Here is a 16,391-nt window from a genome sequence, read left to right as displayed (position 1 = left end):
TCACCGGGGCCCCGGCCGCGGCCCCGGAAATCCGGTCGGCCGCGGCCCGCGCGGCGCCGTACACTGGGCGCAGCGAGAAGCGTGGATGGGGACGAGTAGCGTCGTACGCAGCCCAGAGCGACCCGGGGACGGTGGAAGCCCGGGGGCGAGCGCGATGTGAAGATCACCCCGGAGCCGCCGGAAGAAAGCCGCACCCCCTGCCGCCGCGCACGGGACACGGCGAGTAGACCCGGTATCGCGACCCCAATGAGGGGGCTCATCGGCGCGTACGGCGCGCAGGGGAGCCAAGGAGGGTGGTACCGCGGGAGCGCGCCGCACACGGCGTACGAAGGATCGAAGCTCTCGTCCCTCCGACGGAAGGCAGCAAGTCCGTTGGAGGAAGCCCGCTCATGACAGAGCCGACGTACCGCCAGGTGCCCGCCCAGGTCGATCTGCCCGCGCTCGAGCACGCGGTGCTCGACTTCTGGCGCGAGCAGAAGATCTTCGCCAAGAGCCTGGAGCAGTCCGAGGGCCGCCCCGAGTGGGTGTTCTACGAGGGCCCGCCCACCGCCAACGGCATGCCGGGCGCCCACCACATCGAGGCACGCGTCTTCAAGGACGTCTTCCCCCGCTTCCGCACGATGCGCGGCTACCACGTGGCCCGCAAGGCCGGCTGGGACTGCCACGGCCTCCCGGTGGAGCTGGCGGTCGAGAAGGAACTCGGCTTCAACGGCAAGAAGGACATCGAGGCGTACGGCATCGCCGAGTTCAACGCCAAGTGTCGCGACTCGGTGACCCGGCACACCGACGCCTTCGCCGAGCTGACGACCCGCATGGGCTACTGGGTCGACCTCGACGACGCCTACCGGACCATGGACCCCGAGTACGTGGAGTCCGTCTGGTGGTCGCTGAAGGAGATCTTCGACAAGGGTCTGCTCGTCCAGGACCACCGCGTCGCCCCCTGGTGCCCCCGCTGCGGCACCGGCCTGTCGGACCACGAGCTGGCGCAGGGCTACGAGACGGTCGTCGACCCCTCGGTGTACGTCCGTTTCCCGCTCACCTCCGGTCCGCTCGCCGGTGAGGCAGCGCTCCTGGTGTGGACGACCACGCCGTGGACGCTGGTGTCCAACACCGCGGTCGCCGCCCACCCCGAGGTCACCTACGTGGTCGCCACGGACGGCACGGAGAAGCTCGTCGTCGCCGAGCCGCTCGTCGCCAAGGCGCTCGGCGAGGGCTGGGAGACCACCGGCCAGACCTTCACCGGCGCCGAGATGGAGCGCTGGACCTATCAACGTCCGTTCGAGCTGGTCGAGTTCCCGGAAGCGGCACATTTCGTCGTCAACGCGGAATACGTCACGACCGAGGACGGTACAGGTCTGGTCCACCAGTCCCCCGCCTTCGGTGAGGACGACCTCAAGGTCTGCCGCGCGTACGGCCTGCCCGTGGTGAACCCGGTCCGCCCCGACGGCACCTTCGAGGAGGACGTCCCCCTCGTCGGCGGCGTCTTCTTCAAGAAGGCCGACGAACAGCTCACCGCGGACCTCCAGCAGCGGGGCCTGCTCTTCAAGCACATCCCGTACGAGCACAGCTACCCGCACTGCTGGCGCTGCCACACCGCGCTGCTGTACTACGCGCAGCCGTCCTGGTACATCCGCACCACCGCCGTCAAGGACCGTCTCCTCCAGGAGAACGAGAAGACCAACTGGTTCCCCGACTCGGTCAAGCACGGCCGCTTCGGCGACTGGCTGAACAACAACATCGACTGGGCGCTCTCTCGCAGCCGCTACTGGGGCACCCCGCTGCCGATCTGGCGCTGCGAGGAGAACCACCTGACCTGCGTGGGCTCCCGCGAGGAGCTGAGCCGGCTCTCCGGCACCGACCAGTCGGAGCTGGACCCGCACCGCCCCTTCATCGACGCGGTCACGTTCGCGTGCCCCGAGGCCGGCTGCGGTGCGACGGCCACCCGCGTCCCGGAGGTCATCGACGCCTGGTACGACTCGGGTTCGATGCCGTTCGCGCAGTGGGGCTACCCGTACAAGAACAAGGAACTCTTCGAGTCCCGCTACCCGGCCCAGTTCATCAGCGAGGCCATCGACCAGACCCGCGGCTGGTTCTACACGCTGATGGCCGTCGGCACGCTCGTCTTCGACAGGTCGAGTTACGAGAACGTCGTCTGCCTCGGCCACATCCTCGCCGAGGACGGCCGCAAGATGTCCAAGCACCTGGGCAACATCCTGCAGCCGATCCCGCTCATGGACCAGCACGGCGCCGACGCCGTCCGCTGGTTCATGGCCGCCGGCGGCTCCCCCTGGGCGGCCCGCCGCGTCGGCCACGGCACCATCCAGGAGGTCGTCCGCAAGACCCTCCTCACGTACTGGAACACGGTCGCCTTCCAGGCCCTGTACGCCCGCACGTCGAACTGGGCGCCCAGCGCGGCGGACCCGGCCCCGGCCGACCGCCCGGTCCTGGACCGCTGGCTGCTGTCCGAGCTCCACGCCCTCACCGACCAGGTGACCGGCGCCCTGGAGGCGTACGACACCCAGCGCGCCGGCAAGCTCCTCTCGGCGTTCGTGGACGACCTGTCGAACTGGTACGTACGCCGCTCGCGCCGCCGTTTCTGGCAGGGCGACAAGGCCGCGCTGCGCACCCTGCACGAGGTCGTCGAGACGGTCACCCGGCTGATGGCCCCGCTGACCCCGTTCATCACCGAGCGGGTCTGGCAGGACCTGGTCGTGCCGGTCTCCCCGGAGGCTCCCGAGTCCGTGCACCTGGCCTCCTGGCCGGAGGCCGACCTCTCCGCGATCGACCCCGGGCTGTCGAAGCAGATGGTCCTGGTCCGCCGCCTGGTGGAGCTGGGCCGCGCCACGCGCGCGGAGTCGGGTGTCAAGACCCGTCAGCCCCTCTCCCGCGCCCTGGTGGCCGCCACGGGCTTCGACTCACTCGACCCCGAACTGCACGCGCAGATCACGGAGGAGCTGAACGTCAGCTCGCTCGCCTCGCTCTCGGAGGTCGGCGGCTCCCTGGTGGACACGACCGCCAAGGCCAACTTCCGCGCGCTGGGCAAGCGCTTCGGCAAGCGCGTCCAGGACGTGGCCAAGGCCGTCGCGAACGCCGACGCCGCCGCGCTCTCCCTCGCCCTGCGCGAGGGCACGGCGTCGGTCGAGGTCGACGGCGAGACCGTCACCCTCGCCCCCGACGAGGTCATCATCACGGAGACCCCGCGCGAGGGCTGGTCGGTGGCGTCCGACTCGGGTGCCACGGTCGCTCTCGACCTGGAGATCACGGAGGAGCTGCGGCGGGCGGGCCTCGCCCGTGACGCGATCCGTCTGATCCAGGAGGCCCGCAAGAACAGCGGCCTCGACGTCGCCGACCGTATCGCCCTGCGCTGGACCGCCACCGACCCGGCGGTCACCGCGGCCCTGACCGAACACACGCCGTTGATCGCCGACGAGGTCCTCGCCACGGACTTCGCCGCCGGTGAGGCCGACGCCGCGTACGGCTCGCCCTTCACGGACGAGGCCCTGACGCTGACCTTCCGTCTGCGCAAGGTCTGACCGACAGCACCGTCGGCGGCACCGGTCGACAGCACCACCTGGCACCCGGGAGGCCCGGGGCACCGGATCCGTTCCGGCGCCCCGGGCCTTCGGCGTCCCGGCCGCGCACGGACGGGAACGGGACGCGCCGGGGATGCCCACGGAGACGCGCACGAGGACGCGCACGGGGACGCGCACGGCAAAAGGGCGGGGCCCCGGAGGAAATCCGGGGCCCCGCCCTGAACGCTGCCGACGCCTACGGCGTACCAGTAGTCGTCAGTTGTCGTCCTCGTCGATCAGGAACCCGCGCATCGGCGAGGGAGCCTGTCCCATCGGAGACGGACCCTGCGGCCGGACCGGAGCCATCGGCTGGGTCATGGCGGGCGACATCTGCTGCTGACCGCCGTAGGAGGGGGCGGCCGGAGCGGGAGCGCCGCCCATGCCTCCACCCATGCCTCCGCCCATACCGCCCGGGTTGCCGCCGTACGACGGGGCGCTCGCGCCGGCCGGTGCCATGGAGGGCGCCGGGGACGGCGGCAGCGACGCGGCGGCCGGGGTGCGCGGCGGAGCCAGCGAGTCGTCCGCCTGGGTCTCCAGCTGACGCAGCTGCGACTCCAGGTACGACTTCAGACGCGTGCGGTACTCGCGCTCGAAGCCGCGCAGGTCCTCGACCTTGCGCTCCAGCGTGGCGCGGGCGGACTCCAGGGAGCCCATCGCGACGCGGTGCTTCTCCTGCGCGTCCCGCTCCAGCGCGTCGGCCTTGGCGCGGGCGTCCCGCTCCAGACCCTCGGCGCGGCTGCGGGCCTCACCGACGATCTTGTTGGCCTCGGAACGGGCCTCGGCGATCGCCTGGTCGGCGGTCTGCTGGGCCAGCGAGAGCACACGCGCGGCGCTGTCGCCGCCGGGACCCTGACCGGGGCCGCCCATGGGACCACCCATGGGGCCGCCCATCGGGCCACCCATCTGCTGCTGCATCTGAGGCGGACCGCCCATGGGACCCTGGCCCATCTGGCCCTGGCCCATCTGCGGCTGCATCTGGCCCTGACCCATGGGGCCCTGGCCCATCGGTCCCTGACCCATCGGGCCGGGACCCTGCTGCCCACCCTGGCCACCGGGGCCGGCGGGCAGCTGCGGAGCACCGCTCGGCAGCTGGGGCGGGCCACCCATGGGGCCCCCCATCTGCTGCGGCGGGCCCGATATGCCGGCGGGTACGGGTCCACCGGGACCGCGCATACCCTGCTGCTGCATACCGCCTTGCTGCATACCGCCCTGCTGCATGCCACCTTGCTGCATGCCGCCCTGCTGCATACCGCCCTGCTGCTGGTCCTGAGGCTCCGGGGGCTTGCGCATGTTCTGCTGGTTCTGGGCAGCAGCACGCGTGGCCGCGGCCAGTTTGGCGCGCAGATCCTCGTTCTCGCGTAGCAGGCGCGTCAGTTCGGCTTCGACCTCGTCGAGGAAGGCATCGACCTCGTCCTCGTCATAGCCTTCTCGGAGGCGGACGGTCGTGAACTGCTTGTTCCGCACGTCCTCGGGGGTCAACGGCATCTCTTCACCTCAACGTAGTCATCGGCAGTCGGCAAGACCGGGTCGTCCACAGTCACCTCGCGAGTCCACCCACGATGTTGATCAGGATGTAGACGATGATCATCAGTACGAAGAAGGACAGGTCGAGCGCCACGCCCCCGAGACGCAGCGGCGGGATGAACCGCCGCAGAAGCTTCAGCGGTGGATCAGTGACAGTGTAGGTGGCCTCCAGAACGACCACCATCGCCTTGCCGGGTTGCCACGAGCGGGCGAACTGGAACACATAATCCATGACCAACCGGAAGATCAGCACGATGAGGAAACACATCAGAGCGACCCAGAGCACTTGCCACACCACGCTCATGATCCGTGCTTCCCTCTCCCCTGTCCCACGTCTTGATCCGGTCCTGCGTCTCAGCTCTGGTTGAAGAACCCGCCCTCTGCGATACGGGCCTTGTCCTCCGCCGTGACATCGACGTTAGCAGGCGACAACAGGAACACCTTCTGCGTCACCCGCTCGATGCTGCCGTGAAGACCAAACACCAAACCGGCCGCAAAGTCGACAAGTCGCTTCGCGTCTGTGTCGTCCATCTCAGTCAGATTCATGATCACCGGGGTGCCCTCACGGAAGTGTTCCCCGATGGTACGGGCCTCGTTGTAGGTCCGCGGGTGCAACGTGGTGATCCGGTAAGGCTCTCGCTCGGACACGACCTTGGGCATGATCACCGGTGCGTTCTTCTCCAGACTCGAACGTTCTTGTGTGATGGACGCCACGGGCGCGATCCGGGCGGGTCGCACCGATTCCGCGGGAAGCGAAGTGGCGTGCGACACCGGTTCACGCTGGACGGGGGGCTGCACCACTCGCACCGATTCATCCCTTTGGGACTGGTGTGACTGGTGTGCCTGGTGCGCCGACTCGTGCCGGCGGTGGTCCCGCTCGGGCTCCGGGTCGAGCTCGGGCTCGAAGTCGTCATCGGGGTCGAATCCCCTGCCGTCGTACCCATCGTCCTCCACGAGGCCGAGGTAGACCGCCATCTTGCGCATCGCGCCGGCCATGCTCTGAGTCCTCCGCTCTGTGGTGGATCCACCGACGACTTCCAAGTGCCCGCGATCCACGAGGTCGTTGCGCCCGCCTCTCGGCGGAATGACCATATTTTCTGCTGTGGTCCGACTTCTTGGCGACGTTACCCGAGCCCGGGACGGACTCCGAGTACCGCGGTGCCGACGCGCACATGTGTCGCTCCGGCCGCCACGGCCTCCTCGAGGTCCGCACTCATCCCGGCGGAGACCATGGTGGCAGCCGGATGGGTTCGGCGCAGGTCGGTCGACAAATCCATCAACCGCTCAAAAGCGGCCCGTTGCCGTCCGGCGTACTCCCCGGTGAGCGGCGCGACGGTCATCAGACCATCGACCCGCAGCCCCGGCGCCCGCGCGAGGAGGTCGGCCAACTCCCCGATGCCGTCCGGCCCGACACCCCCGCGCTCCCCCCGGCCGCTCGCGTCGGCGTCGAGCGCGACCTGGACCAGACAGCCCACCTCGCGCCCGGCCCGGACGGCCTCCTTCGACAGCGCGGTGACGAGCCGGGAACGGTCGACGGACTGCACGAGATCCGCATAACGCACCACAGAGCGGACTTTGTTGGTCTGCAACTGCCCGACGAAATGCCACACAAGGTGCAGGTCCGAACATTCGGCCGCCTTGGGGGCCGCGTCCTGGTCCTTGTTCTCGGCGACGTGACGCACACCGAGTTCCGACAGGATCCGCACATCGTCCGCCGGGTAGGTCTTGGTCACCACGACCAGGGTGACCTCGTCCCGCCCGCGCCCCGCCGCCGCGCACGCGGCCGCGATACGACTCTCCACCTTCGCCAGGTTCGCGGCGAGTTGTGCCTTACGGTCCGTCATGCCCCTCAGTCCAGCCAGACATATCCCGCGAGTCGCCCTGTGGCGCCGTCGCGACGGTACGAGAAGTGGTCGCGCGACTCCAGCGTGCACACGGGCGACTGCTCCCGGTCGCACACCCCGAGGCGCTCCAGCTGTGCGTGCACTCCGGCGCACACATCGACCGAGGGCGTGCCCCAACTGGTCTCGGCGTACGCCGCCGGCTCGACGGTGGCCACCTCGGCGCGCATCGCCTCGGGCACTTCGTAACAGCGGCCGCAGACGGCGGGTCCGGTGTGGGCGACGATCCGGGCGGGGTCGGCGCCGAGTCCGGTCATGGCCCGTACGGCGGCGGGGACGACCCCGGCGACCATGCCGGGGCGGCCCGCGTGGGCGGCGGCCGCGACCCCGGCGACGGGGTCGGCCAGCAGGACGGGTACGCAGTCGGCGGTGAGGACGGCGAGCGCGAGACCGCGCCGGGTGGTGACGACCGCGTCGACGGAGGGCAGGTCGCCGGTACCCCAGGGTCCGTCGACCACGGTCACGTCCGCGCCGTGCACCTGGTTCATCCAGACGACCCGGTCCGGCTCCAGGCCCAGCGACTTGGCCGCCAGCTCCCGGTTCGCCGTCACGGCGCCGGCGTCGTCACCGACCGCCCCGCCGAGGTTGAGCTGCTCATACGGAGCGGCGCTCACCCCGCCCCACCTGTCGGTGAAGGCGAAGTGCGCGCCGCTCACGGATCCGCGCCGTTCTATCACTTGAGGAAGTCCGGCACGTCCAGCTCCTCCGCCGCACTGTCCGAGTAGGACCGGGACGGCGGGACGGGCGGGGCGACGGCCACGTCGTTCGCCGGCTCCGGGGCGGGCGCCGGCTCCTCCTTCGGCTTGACGCTGCCGAGCGAGCCGAAGGACGGCCGGGTCTCGGCGGGCCGGACCGGCGCCGGCTCCTCGCGCTTGGCCGCGGCCGAGCCGAGGATGTTGTCCCGCTTGGCCGGAGGCTGGCCGCCGTCGAAGCCGGCCGCGATGACCGTGACCCGGACCTCGTCGCCGAGCGCGTCGTCGATGACCGCGCCGAAGATGATGTTGGCCTCGGGGTGGGCGGCCTCGCTGACCAGCTGCGCGGCCTCGTTGATCTCGAAGAGGCCGAGGTCGGAGCCGCCGGAGATGGAGAGCAGCACACCCCGGGCGCCGTCGATGGACGCCTCCAGGAGCGGCGAGGAGATCGCCATCTCGGCGGCGGCCACGGCGCGGTCGTCGCCGCGGGCCGAGCCGATGCCCATGAGGGCCGAACCGGCCTCGGACATGACCGACTTGACGTCGGCGAAGTCGAGGTTGATCAGGCCGGGGGTGGTGATGAGGTCGGTGATGCCCTGGACACCGGAGAGCAGGACCTGGTCGGCCGACTTGAACGCGTCGAGCACCGAGACCTGGCGGTCCGAGATGGACAGCAGCCGGTCGTTGGGGATGACGATGAGGGTGTCGACCTCTTCGCGGAGCTCCGCGATGCCGTCCTCGGCCTGGTTGGCGCGGCGGCGGCCCTCGAAGGTGAAGGGGCGGGTGACCACGCCGATGGTGAGGGCGCCGAGCGAGCGGGCGATGTTGGCCACGACGGGCGCGCCGCCGGTACCGGTGCCGCCGCCCTCGCCGGCCGTCACGAAGACCATGTCGGCCCCCTTGAGGACCTCCTCGATCTCCTCGCGGTGGTCCTCGGCCGCCTTGCGGCCGACGGCCGGGTTGGCACCGGCGCCGAGTCCGCGGGTGAGTTCGCGGCCGACGTCGAGCTTGACGTCGGCGTCGCTCATCAACAGAGCTTGCGCGTCGGTGTTGATGGCGATGAACTCGACGCCCTTGAGACCGACCTCGATCATCCGGTTGATGGCATTGACACCACCGCCGCCGACACCGATGACTTTGATGACTGCGAGGTAGTTCTGCGGTGCTGCCACGTCGAAGGCCTCTCGCCTCGAGTTACGTGTCGCCGCTTCCCGGGGTACCCGTGATGCGACGACTGATGCCGAAGTGGGACGGTCCGAACGCCGACTCGAACCCTAACGCTGAAGTTTAGGGTTACCAGTGTGACTGTTCCTTGGACTCTTCCGAACAGGACACTAAGTCGACAAGTGGCGCACGTTCAACGAACACGCCGAACCTCCCGTTTTTCTTTTCACCCTATGTGATCAGCCATAGCGATGCCCAACCAGGGTGCTGGCCTGCGGCGATGCGCGTCAACTCCCTGATGACGCGGGGGCGGTGGGAACGCTCACGTCGAAGTGCCCCGCGTCCGGGGCGGCTTTGATCAGGGCCGTGAGCGCACGGCCCTTCGCGCGCCCCTTCTCCGCGCTTCCCCACGCGACCGTGCGGTCCCCGGTCAACTCCAGCGAGATGGCGTCGTAGGAACGGACCTTGACCACCAGGGTGTCGTGCGCGATCACGGCCGGAACGGCACCGGCGACCCGCACGGCCTCCCGTACGAGCCGGGCCTCTCCGAATCGCCGCAGACCCGCGGCCGACGAACCGGAACGGGATACCGCCATTTCCAGTAGGGGCACCCCTTCCGGAGCACGCGAAACCGTGGCGAAACGCACCCCTTTCGCGTCCACTTCGACGTACTTGCCCGCATTTCCGGCCGCTTCGACAATGAGGACCGGAGTACGTTCGCGCACTTTCAGCCCGATTCCGTGCGGCCAGGAACGCGTCACCTCGACGGAGTCGATTCGGGGCAATTTCCGGAGCAGTCGTGACTCGATCCCGTCGAGGTCGACGGAGATCAGCGGATCGCCGAGGGGGACGCCGGCAGCCTCGCGCACCTGCGCCTCGGTGAGCACGCGGGTGCCCGACACGGACACCCGCTCGGCCCGCAGCCACGAGGAGCCGTACAGGGCCCAGAGCGAGGCGCCGAGGAGCAGCACCAGCGCGACCGCCGCGGCGATCAGCGCCCGGGGGCCGGGGAGCCGCCGCCGGGGCGGCGGGCCGGGGTCCAGATCCTCGTCTGCGCCGCGTTCGGCGGTGGTCGGTCCGGCCACGCTCCCCTGCCTCCTGCCGCGCCCTTAACGGCGCGACGCGATCGCCTCGTACACCATCCCGACGAGCAGGTCGTCGGCGTCCCTGCGGCCGAACTCGCTGGCCGCGCGGGACATCTCGTACAGCCGGTGCGGGTCGGCGAGGACGGGCAGCACGTTCTGCTGCACCCACTGGGGGGTCAGCTCCGCGTCGTCGACCAGCAGTCCGCCGCCCGCCTTGACCACCGGCTGGGCGTTCAGCCGCTGTTCGCCGTTGCCGATGGGCAGCGGGACGTAGGCGGCCGGGAGTCCGACGGCGGAGAGTTCGGCGACGGTCATCGCGCCCGCGCGGCAGAGCATCATGTCGGCCGCCGCGTACGCGAGGTCCATCCGGTCCACGTACGGTACCGGGATGTACGGGGGCATCCCCGGCATCTGGTGCACCTGCGGCAGTTCGTTCTTCGGGCCCACCGCGTGCAGGATCTGGATCCCGGCCTGCTGGAGGTAGGGCGCGACCTGCTGGACGACCTCGTTGAGGCGGCGGGCGCCCTGGGAGCCGCCGGAGACCAGCAGGGTCGGCAGGTTGGGGTCGAGGCCGAACATCGCGCGGGCCTCGGGGCGGGCGGCGGCCCGGTCCAGGGTGGCGATGGCGCGGCGCAGCGGGATGCCGATGTAGCGGGCGTCGCGGAGCTTGCTGTCCGGCGTGGAGACGGCGACCTGGGCCGCGTACCGGGAGCCGATCTTGTTGGCGAGACCGGGGCGGGCGTTGGCCTCGTGGACGACGATCGGCACGCCGAGACGCTTGGCGGCGAGATAGCCGGGCAGGGCCACGTAGCCGCCGAAGCCGACGACGGCGTCCGCCTTGGTGCGCTCCAGGATCTGCTCGGTCGCCTTGATCGTGCCGCGCAGCCGGCCGGGCACGGTGATCAGCTCGGGGGTGGGCTTGCGCGGCAGGGGTACGGCGGGGATCAGCGCGAGTTCGTAGCCGCGCTCGGGGACGAGGCGTGTCTCGAGGCCGCGCTCCGTGCCCAGGGCCGTGATGCCCACGGTCGGGTCCTGCCTGCGCAGGGCGTCCGCGAGGGCGAGCGCGGGCTCGATGTGACCGGCGGTTCCGCCACCGGCGAGTACGACATGCACCGAAATTCACCGCTCTCCGGACGAACGTGCCGAGACACGCCGTCGCATCGTGTTCCATCTCCCGGGCCCCGAAGGGCCGCCGCCACGCTTTCTGCCAAAGCGGGGTTGCCGCATGGCGAGCGCCGCCCGCGCAGCGGGTTCGTCGCGCGCGAAGGCGATCAGCAACCCGATGGCGAACATGGTCGGCAGCAGGGCGGATCCCCCGTAGGAGAACAGCGGGAGCGGGACTCCGGCGATCGGCAGCAGACCGAGCACCGCACCGATGTTGATCACTGCCTGAGCGGTGATCCAGGTGGTCACGCCTCCCGCGGCATACCTGACGAAGGGGTCCTCCGTGCGTCCGGCCACGCGGATACCCGCATAGCCTAGAGCCGCGAAGAGGGCGAGCACCGACAGCGTCCCCGCGAGGCCCAGTTCCTCACCGGTGACGGCGAAGATGAAGTCGGTGTGCGCTTCCGGGAGTTGGCCCCATTTTTCCACACTGGCGCCCAGTCCCGAGCCGAAGATCCCGCCCGAGGCGAGTGCGTAGATCCCGTGCACGGCCTGCCAGCAGTCGGCGCCGTCGGTACGGGGTTCGGTGGCTCCGATGCAGGCCAGGCGGGCCATGCGGTTCTCGCTGGTCCTGATCAGGACGAACCCGATGAGCCCGGCGACGGACAGCACGCCGACGAACAGCCGCGTCGGCGCCCCGGCCAGCCACAGCAGGCCGAACAGGATCGCCGTGAGAATGATCGCGGTGCCCATGTCGCCGCCGAGCATGATCAGCCCGAGCAGCATGAACGCCACCGGAACGAGCGGTACCAGCATGTGCTTCCACTGTGTCAGCAGCCGCTTGTCCTCCTTGCGGGCCATCAGGTCGGCCCCCCAGAGCACGAGGGCCAGCTTGCCGAACTCACTGGGCTGGACCTGGAACGAGCCGCCGATGGCGATCCAGTTCTGGTTGCCGTTGATCGACTGCCCTATTCCGGGCACCTGAACCAGGGCCATCAGGAACACGCAGCCGGCCAGCAGCGGGTAGGCCAGTGCCCGGTGCAGCTTGACCGGCATCCGGGAGGCCGTGAGCAGCAGCGCGGTGCCGATGGCGGCCGCGAGGAACTGTTTGCGGAAGAAGAAGGTCCCGGGCAGCGACTTCTGCAGCGCCGTGATCTGCGAGGCCGAGTAGACCATGACCAGTCCCAGGACGGTGATCAGCAGACTTCCGCCGAGGATCAGGTAGTACGCCGTCAGCGGGCGGTCCCAGGCCCTGCGGGCCCGCGTGAGGAACCGCCGCAGGGGGTTCTCGCGCGGCGGCCGGGAGACGGGCGGCCGCCGGGTGACGCGCTGGAGGGGCGCACGGCTCGTACGGCTACTGGGCATCGGGAGTGCCCTCGCCGCCGACCGACCGGATCCGTGTCACGCGTCCCTCCCAGTGTCACCCGGCTCCGCCAGGCCAGGCCGGGCCGGGTCAGCCGTCCGCGGAGGAGAGTTCGCGGACAGCCTCCGCGAACGCGTCCCCACGCTTGTTGTAGTTGACGAACATGTCCATCGACGCACAGGCCGGCGCCAGGAGCACGGTGTCGCCCGCCCGCGCCAGCGTCCGCGCCTCGCGGACCGCGGCGGGCATCGCCCCAGTGTCGGTCCGGTCGAGGTCGACGACCGGCACTTCGGGCGCGTGTCGCGCGAGCGCTTCCCGGATCAGCGCGCGGTCCGCGCCGATCAGCACGACGCCCCGCAGCCGCCCGGCCGCACCGGCGACGAGCTCGTCGAAGGTGGCGCCCTTGGCGAGGCCGCCGGCGATCCACACGATCGACTCGTAGGCCGCCAACGAGGCCTGCGCCGCGTGCGTGTTGGTGGCCTTGGAGTCGTCGATGTAGGCGACGCCGTCCACGTCGGCCACGTGCGCGATGCGGTGGGCGTCCGGTGTGAAGGCCCGCAGCCCGTCCCGTACGGCCTTGGCGGGCACCCCGTAGGCCCGCGCGAGGGCGGCCGCCGCGAGGGCGTTGGCGACGTTGTGGGGGGCCGGCGGGTTCACGTCCCCGACCTCGGCCAGCTCCTGGGCGTTCTTCTGCCGGTTCTCCACGAAGGCGCGGTCGACCAGGATGCCGTCGACGACGCCGAGTTGGGAGGGTCCCGGGGTGCCGAGGGTGAACCCGACGGCCCGGCAGCCCTCCTCGACGTCCGCCTCGCGCACCAGGTCCTCGGTCGCCTTGTCGGCGACGTTGTAGACGCAGGCCACCCGGTTGCCCTCGTAGACGCGGCCCTTGTCGGCGGCGTACGCCTCCATGGAGCCGTGCCAGTCGAGGTGGTCGGGGGCGAGGTTGAGGACGGCGGCGGAGTGGGCGCGCAGGGAGGGCGCCCAGTGGAGCTGGTAGCTGGACAGTTCCACGGCCAGCACGTCGTAGGGCTCGTCACCGAGGACGACGTCCAGCAGCGAGACGCCGATGTTGCCGACGGCGGCCGTGCGCAGGCCCGCCGCCGTCAGGATCGAGGCGAGCATCTGGACGGTCGTGGTCTTGCCGTTGGTGCCCGTGACGGCCAGCCAGGGGGCGGCGTCGGGGCCCCGCAGCCGCCAGGCGAGTTCTACGTCGCCCCAGATCTCCAGACCGGCCGCGCGTGCCGCGTCGAACAGCGGCTTGTCCGGCTTCCAGCCCGGGGCGGTGACGACGAGTTCGGTGCCCTCCGGCAGGGTGGCGCCGTCGCCGAGGCGCACGGTGATGCCGAGCGCCTCCAGGTCGGCGGCCTGGGCGCGGGCGCGTTCGTCGTCGCCGTCGTTGACGACCGTGACGGCGGCGCCGAGTCCGTGCAGGACCTTGGCCGCCGGGATGCCCGAGACGCCGAGTCCGGCGACGGTGACGCGCTTGCCCTGCCAGTCGGTCACTTCTCGGCCGCCCATCCCGCGTAGAAGAGGCCCAGTCCGACGATCACACAGATGCCCTGGATGATCCAGAAGCGGACCACGACGAGGACCTCGGACCAGCCCTTGAGTTCGAAGTGGTGCTGGAGCGGGGCCATCCGGAAGACCCGCTTGCCGGTCAGCTTGAACGAGCCGACCTGGATGACGACCGACATGGTGATGAGGACGAACAGACCGCCGAGGAGCGCGAGGAGCAGCTCGGTGCGGGAGCAGATGGCGAGACCGGCGAGCGCGCCGCCGAGGGCGAGGGAGCCGGTGTCGCCCATGAAGATCTTGGCCGGCGAGGTGTTCCACCACAGGAAGCCCAGGCAGGCGCCCATCAGCGCGGAGGCCACGATCGCCAGGTCGAGCGGATCTCGTACCTCGTAACAGGCGCCCGGGTTGGTCAGGGTCAGCGTGTTGGCGCAGGACTCCTGGAACTGCCAGACGCCGATGAACGTGTACGCGCCGAAGACGAGGACGGAGGCGCCGGTGGCGAGGCCGTCCAGACCGTCGGTCAGGTTCACGCCGTTGGACATGGCGAGGATCATGAACAGCGCCCAGACGACGAACAGCACCGGGCCGATGGTCCAGCCGAAGTCCTGCACGAAGGAGAGCTTGGTGGAGGCCGGCGTCTGGTCGCGGGCGTCCGGGAACTGCAGCGCGAGCACCGCGAAGCCGATGCCGACGATCAGCTGGCCGGCCATCTTCGCCTTGGCCCGCAGGCCGAGCGAACGACGCTTGACGATCTTGATGTAGTCGTCGAGGAAGCCGACGAGGCCCATGCCCGCCATCAGACCGAGCACCAGCAGCCCGGAGAAGGTCGGCGGCTGGCCCGAGATCACCTTGGCGAGGAAGTACGCGACGATCGTCGCCAGGATGAAGGCGATACCACCCATGGTCGGCGTACCGCGCTTGCTGGCGTGCTCGCGCGGGCCGTCGTCGCGGATGTACTGGCCGTAGCCCTTGCGGGCCAGCAGCTTGATCAGCAACGGGGTGCCGACCAGGGTCAGGAAGAGACCAATGACTCCTGCGAACAGGATCTGATTCATCATCGGGCGGCGACCTCACCCTCGTTGCCGCTGTCGAGCAGCGCCTGCGCCACGCTCTCGAGCCCGACCGACCGGGACGCCTTCACGAGCACGACGTCCCCCGGGCGCAGCTGACTGCGCAACAGGTCGATCGCCGCCTGTGCGTCGGACACGTGCACCGACTCCTCACCCCACGAACCCTCGTTATATGCGCCCAGTTGCAGCCAGGACGCTTCCCTGCCCCCGACCGCGACGAGCTTGCCGACATTGAGCCGGACGGCGAGCCGTCCGACCGCGTCGTGCTCGGCGAGCGCCTCGTCCCCGAGCTCGGCCATCTTGCCGAGCACCGCCCAGGTCCGCCGCCCCTTGCCCATGGCCGCGAGCGCGCGCAGAGCGGCCCGCATGGACTCGGGGTTCGCGTTGTAGGCGTCGTTGACGACCGTCACGCCGTCCGGGCGCTCGGTGACCTCCATGCGCCAGCGGGAGAGGGAGCCCGCCTCGGAGAGCGCGGTGGCGATCTCACTTGCGGACATGCCCAGCTCATGGGCGACGGCGGCCGCGGCGAGCGCGTTCGACACGTGGTGCTCACCGTACAGGCGCATGGTCACATCACTTGCACCGGAGGGTGTGTGAAGCCGGAAGGCGGGCTGTCCGGCGTCCGTGAGCGTCACGTTCTCGGCCCGTACGTCCGCTTCGCCGGACTCGCCGAAGAGGATCACGCGGGCCTTCGTACGGGACGCCATGGCGCGCACGAGGGGGTCGTCGGCGTTGAGGATCGCGGCGCCCCCCTCCTCCGCGGACGGCAGGGCCTCCACCAGTTCGCCCTTGGCCTGCGCGATCTGCTCGCGGCCGCCGAACTCGCCGATGTGGGCGGTGCCGACGTTGAGCACGAGACCGATCTTCGGCGGTGTCAGCTCGGTGAGGTACCGGATGTGGCCGATGCCGCGGGCGCCCATCTCCAGGACGAGGAAGCGGGTCTCCTCCGTGGCGCTGAGGGCGGTGAGGGGCAGCCCGATCTCGTTGTTGAGGGAGCCGGGCGTGAACACGGTCGGCGCCTTGCGCCGGAGCACCTGGGCGACGAGGTCCTTGGTGCTGGTCTTGCCCGCGGAGCCGGTCAGGGCCACGAGGGTGGTGCCGAGCTTGCGGACGACGTGCCGGGCGAGGGCGCCGAGCGCCGCTTGGACGTCGGGCACGACGATCGCGGGCACGCCGACGGGACGGGACGCCAGCACGGCCGCCGCACCCGCCTCGACGACCGCGGCCGCGAAGTCGTGACCGTCCACGCGCTCGCCCGCGAAGGCGACGAAGAGGCTGCCGGGCACCACCTCACGGGAGTCCCGGACGACCGGTCCGGTGACCTGCGCCGACGGATCCGGTATGTCGTGCGTCTGCCCGCCGACGACGTCTGCGATCTCGGCGAGGGAGAGGGCGATCACA

The 16,391-nt window shown here is 70.4% G+C and carries 13 protein-coding genes; 1 reads left to right on the top strand and 12 read right to left on the bottom strand.

Annotated elements, in window-relative coordinates:
* Positions 1–389 precede the first annotated feature (389 nt).
* Positions 390–3,533 (top strand): isoleucine--tRNA ligase, encoded by a 3,144-nt coding sequence (gene ileS / locus PYR72_RS35685; protein ID WP_275459122.1) that lies wholly within the window; start codon positions 390–392, stop codon positions 3,531–3,533.
* Between the two features lie 255 nt (positions 3,534–3,788).
* Here ileS and PYR72_RS35680 read toward each other — a convergent pair whose 3' ends face one another.
* The 12 genes from PYR72_RS35680 to murF form a co-directional block, all read right to left on the bottom strand.
* Positions 3,789–5,057 (bottom strand): DivIVA domain-containing protein, encoded by a 1,269-nt coding sequence (locus PYR72_RS35680; RefSeq protein WP_275459121.1) that lies wholly within the window; start codon positions 5,055–5,057, stop codon positions 3,789–3,791.
* A 52-nt stretch (positions 5,058–5,109) separates the two neighbouring features.
* A complete protein-coding gene (locus PYR72_RS35675) occupies positions 5,110–5,400 on the bottom strand; it encodes a YggT family protein (protein ID WP_059080677.1) in 291 nt (96 codons plus the stop codon).
* A gap of 50 nt (positions 5,401–5,450) precedes the next feature.
* Positions 5,451–6,092, bottom strand: a complete 642-nt coding sequence (gene sepF / locus PYR72_RS35670; RefSeq protein ID WP_037727976.1) for a cell division protein SepF — start codon at positions 6,090–6,092, stop codon at positions 5,451–5,453.
* Between the two features lie 128 nt (positions 6,093–6,220).
* Positions 6,221–6,940: a YggS family pyridoxal phosphate-dependent enzyme gene (locus PYR72_RS35665; protein ID WP_275459120.1), complete on the bottom strand. Its 720-nt coding sequence runs from the start codon at positions 6,938–6,940 to the stop codon at positions 6,221–6,223.
* A gap of 5 nt (positions 6,941–6,945) precedes the next feature.
* Positions 6,946–7,674 carry a peptidoglycan editing factor PgeF gene (gene pgeF, locus PYR72_RS35660; protein ID WP_275459119.1) on the bottom strand — a complete coding sequence of 243 codons (729 nt, stop codon included), beginning with the start codon at positions 7,672–7,674 and terminating at the stop codon, positions 6,946–6,948.
* Positions 7,671–8,861 carry a cell division protein FtsZ gene (ftsZ, locus tag PYR72_RS35655; RefSeq protein ID WP_013004354.1) on the bottom strand — a complete coding sequence of 397 codons (1,191 nt, stop codon included), beginning with the start codon at positions 8,859–8,861 and terminating at the stop codon, positions 7,671–7,673. The genes pgeF and ftsZ overlap by 4 nt, the downstream gene beginning before the upstream one ends.
* 279 nt (positions 8,862–9,140) lie before the next feature.
* On the bottom strand, positions 9,141–9,938 hold the full coding sequence (locus PYR72_RS35650; RefSeq protein WP_275459118.1) for an FtsQ-type POTRA domain-containing protein: 798 nt from the start codon (positions 9,936–9,938) through the stop codon (positions 9,141–9,143).
* Between the two features lie 24 nt (positions 9,939–9,962).
* Positions 9,963–11,051, bottom strand: coding sequence for an undecaprenyldiphospho-muramoylpentapeptide beta-N-acetylglucosaminyltransferase (gene murG, locus PYR72_RS35645; protein ID WP_275459117.1), 1,089 nt, complete (start codon positions 11,049–11,051; stop codon positions 9,963–9,965).
* A 6-nt stretch (positions 11,052–11,057) separates the two neighbouring features.
* On the bottom strand, positions 11,058–12,407 hold the full coding sequence (gene ftsW, locus PYR72_RS35640; protein WP_275459116.1) for a putative lipid II flippase FtsW: 1,350 nt from the start codon (positions 12,405–12,407) through the stop codon (positions 11,058–11,060).
* 88 nt (positions 12,408–12,495) lie between these two features.
* Complete coding sequence (gene murD, locus PYR72_RS35635) at positions 12,496–13,923, bottom strand: UDP-N-acetylmuramoyl-L-alanine--D-glutamate ligase (RefSeq protein WP_275459115.1); 1,428 nt, start codon at positions 13,921–13,923, stop codon at positions 12,496–12,498.
* Positions 13,905–14,978 (bottom strand): phospho-N-acetylmuramoyl-pentapeptide-transferase, encoded by a 1,074-nt coding sequence (gene mraY / locus PYR72_RS35630; RefSeq protein ID WP_275459114.1) that lies wholly within the window; start codon positions 14,976–14,978, stop codon positions 13,905–13,907. Before mraY ends, murD begins: the two co-directional genes overlap by 19 nt.
* Positions 14,975–16,390: a UDP-N-acetylmuramoyl-tripeptide--D-alanyl-D-alanine ligase gene (gene murF, locus PYR72_RS35625; RefSeq protein WP_275459113.1), complete on the bottom strand. Its 1,416-nt coding sequence runs from the start codon at positions 16,388–16,390 to the stop codon at positions 14,975–14,977. The genes mraY and murF overlap by 4 nt, the downstream gene beginning before the upstream one ends.
* Between the last annotated feature and the right edge of the window lies 1 nt (position 16,391).

This window comes from Streptomyces sp. VNUA24, assembly GCF_029167005.1.
In the GTDB taxonomy this organism is placed as follows: domain Bacteria; phylum Actinomycetota; class Actinomycetes; order Streptomycetales; family Streptomycetaceae; genus Streptomyces; species Streptomyces scabiei.
The sequence above is the reverse complement of the archived record's forward strand: the minus strand, read 5'-3'. Positions and strand labels throughout refer to the sequence as shown.

What these genes read in the sequence shown, in the direction of transcription:
- PYR72_RS35675 (WP_059080677.1), bottom strand. Translation starts at nt 5,400, where the DNA reads ATGAGCGTGGTGTGGCAAGTGCTCTGGGTCGCTCTGATGTGTTTCCTC.
- PYR72_RS35680 (WP_275459121.1), bottom strand. Translation starts at nt 5,057, where the DNA reads ATGCCGTTGACCCCCGAGGACGTGCGGAACAAGCAGTTCACGACCGTC.
- sepF (WP_037727976.1), bottom strand. Translation starts at nt 6,092, where the DNA reads ATGGCCGGCGCGATGCGCAAGATGGCGGTCTACCTCGGCCTCGTGGAG.
- ftsW (WP_275459116.1), bottom strand. Translation starts at nt 12,407, where the DNA reads ATGCCCAGTAGCCGTACGAGCCGTGCGCCCCTCCAGCGCGTCACCCGG.
- murD (WP_275459115.1), bottom strand. Translation starts at nt 13,923, where the DNA reads ATGGGCGGCCGAGAAGTGACCGACTGGCAGGGCAAGCGCGTCACCGTC.
- PYR72_RS35665 (WP_275459120.1), bottom strand. Translation starts at nt 6,940, where the DNA reads ATGACGGACCGTAAGGCACAACTCGCCGCGAACCTGGCGAAGGTGGAG.
- mraY (WP_275459114.1), bottom strand. Translation starts at nt 14,978, where the DNA reads ATGATGAATCAGATCCTGTTCGCAGGAGTCATTGGTCTCTTCCTGACC.
- ileS (WP_275459122.1), top strand. Translation starts at nt 390, where the DNA reads ATGACAGAGCCGACGTACCGCCAGGTGCCCGCCCAGGTCGATCTGCCC.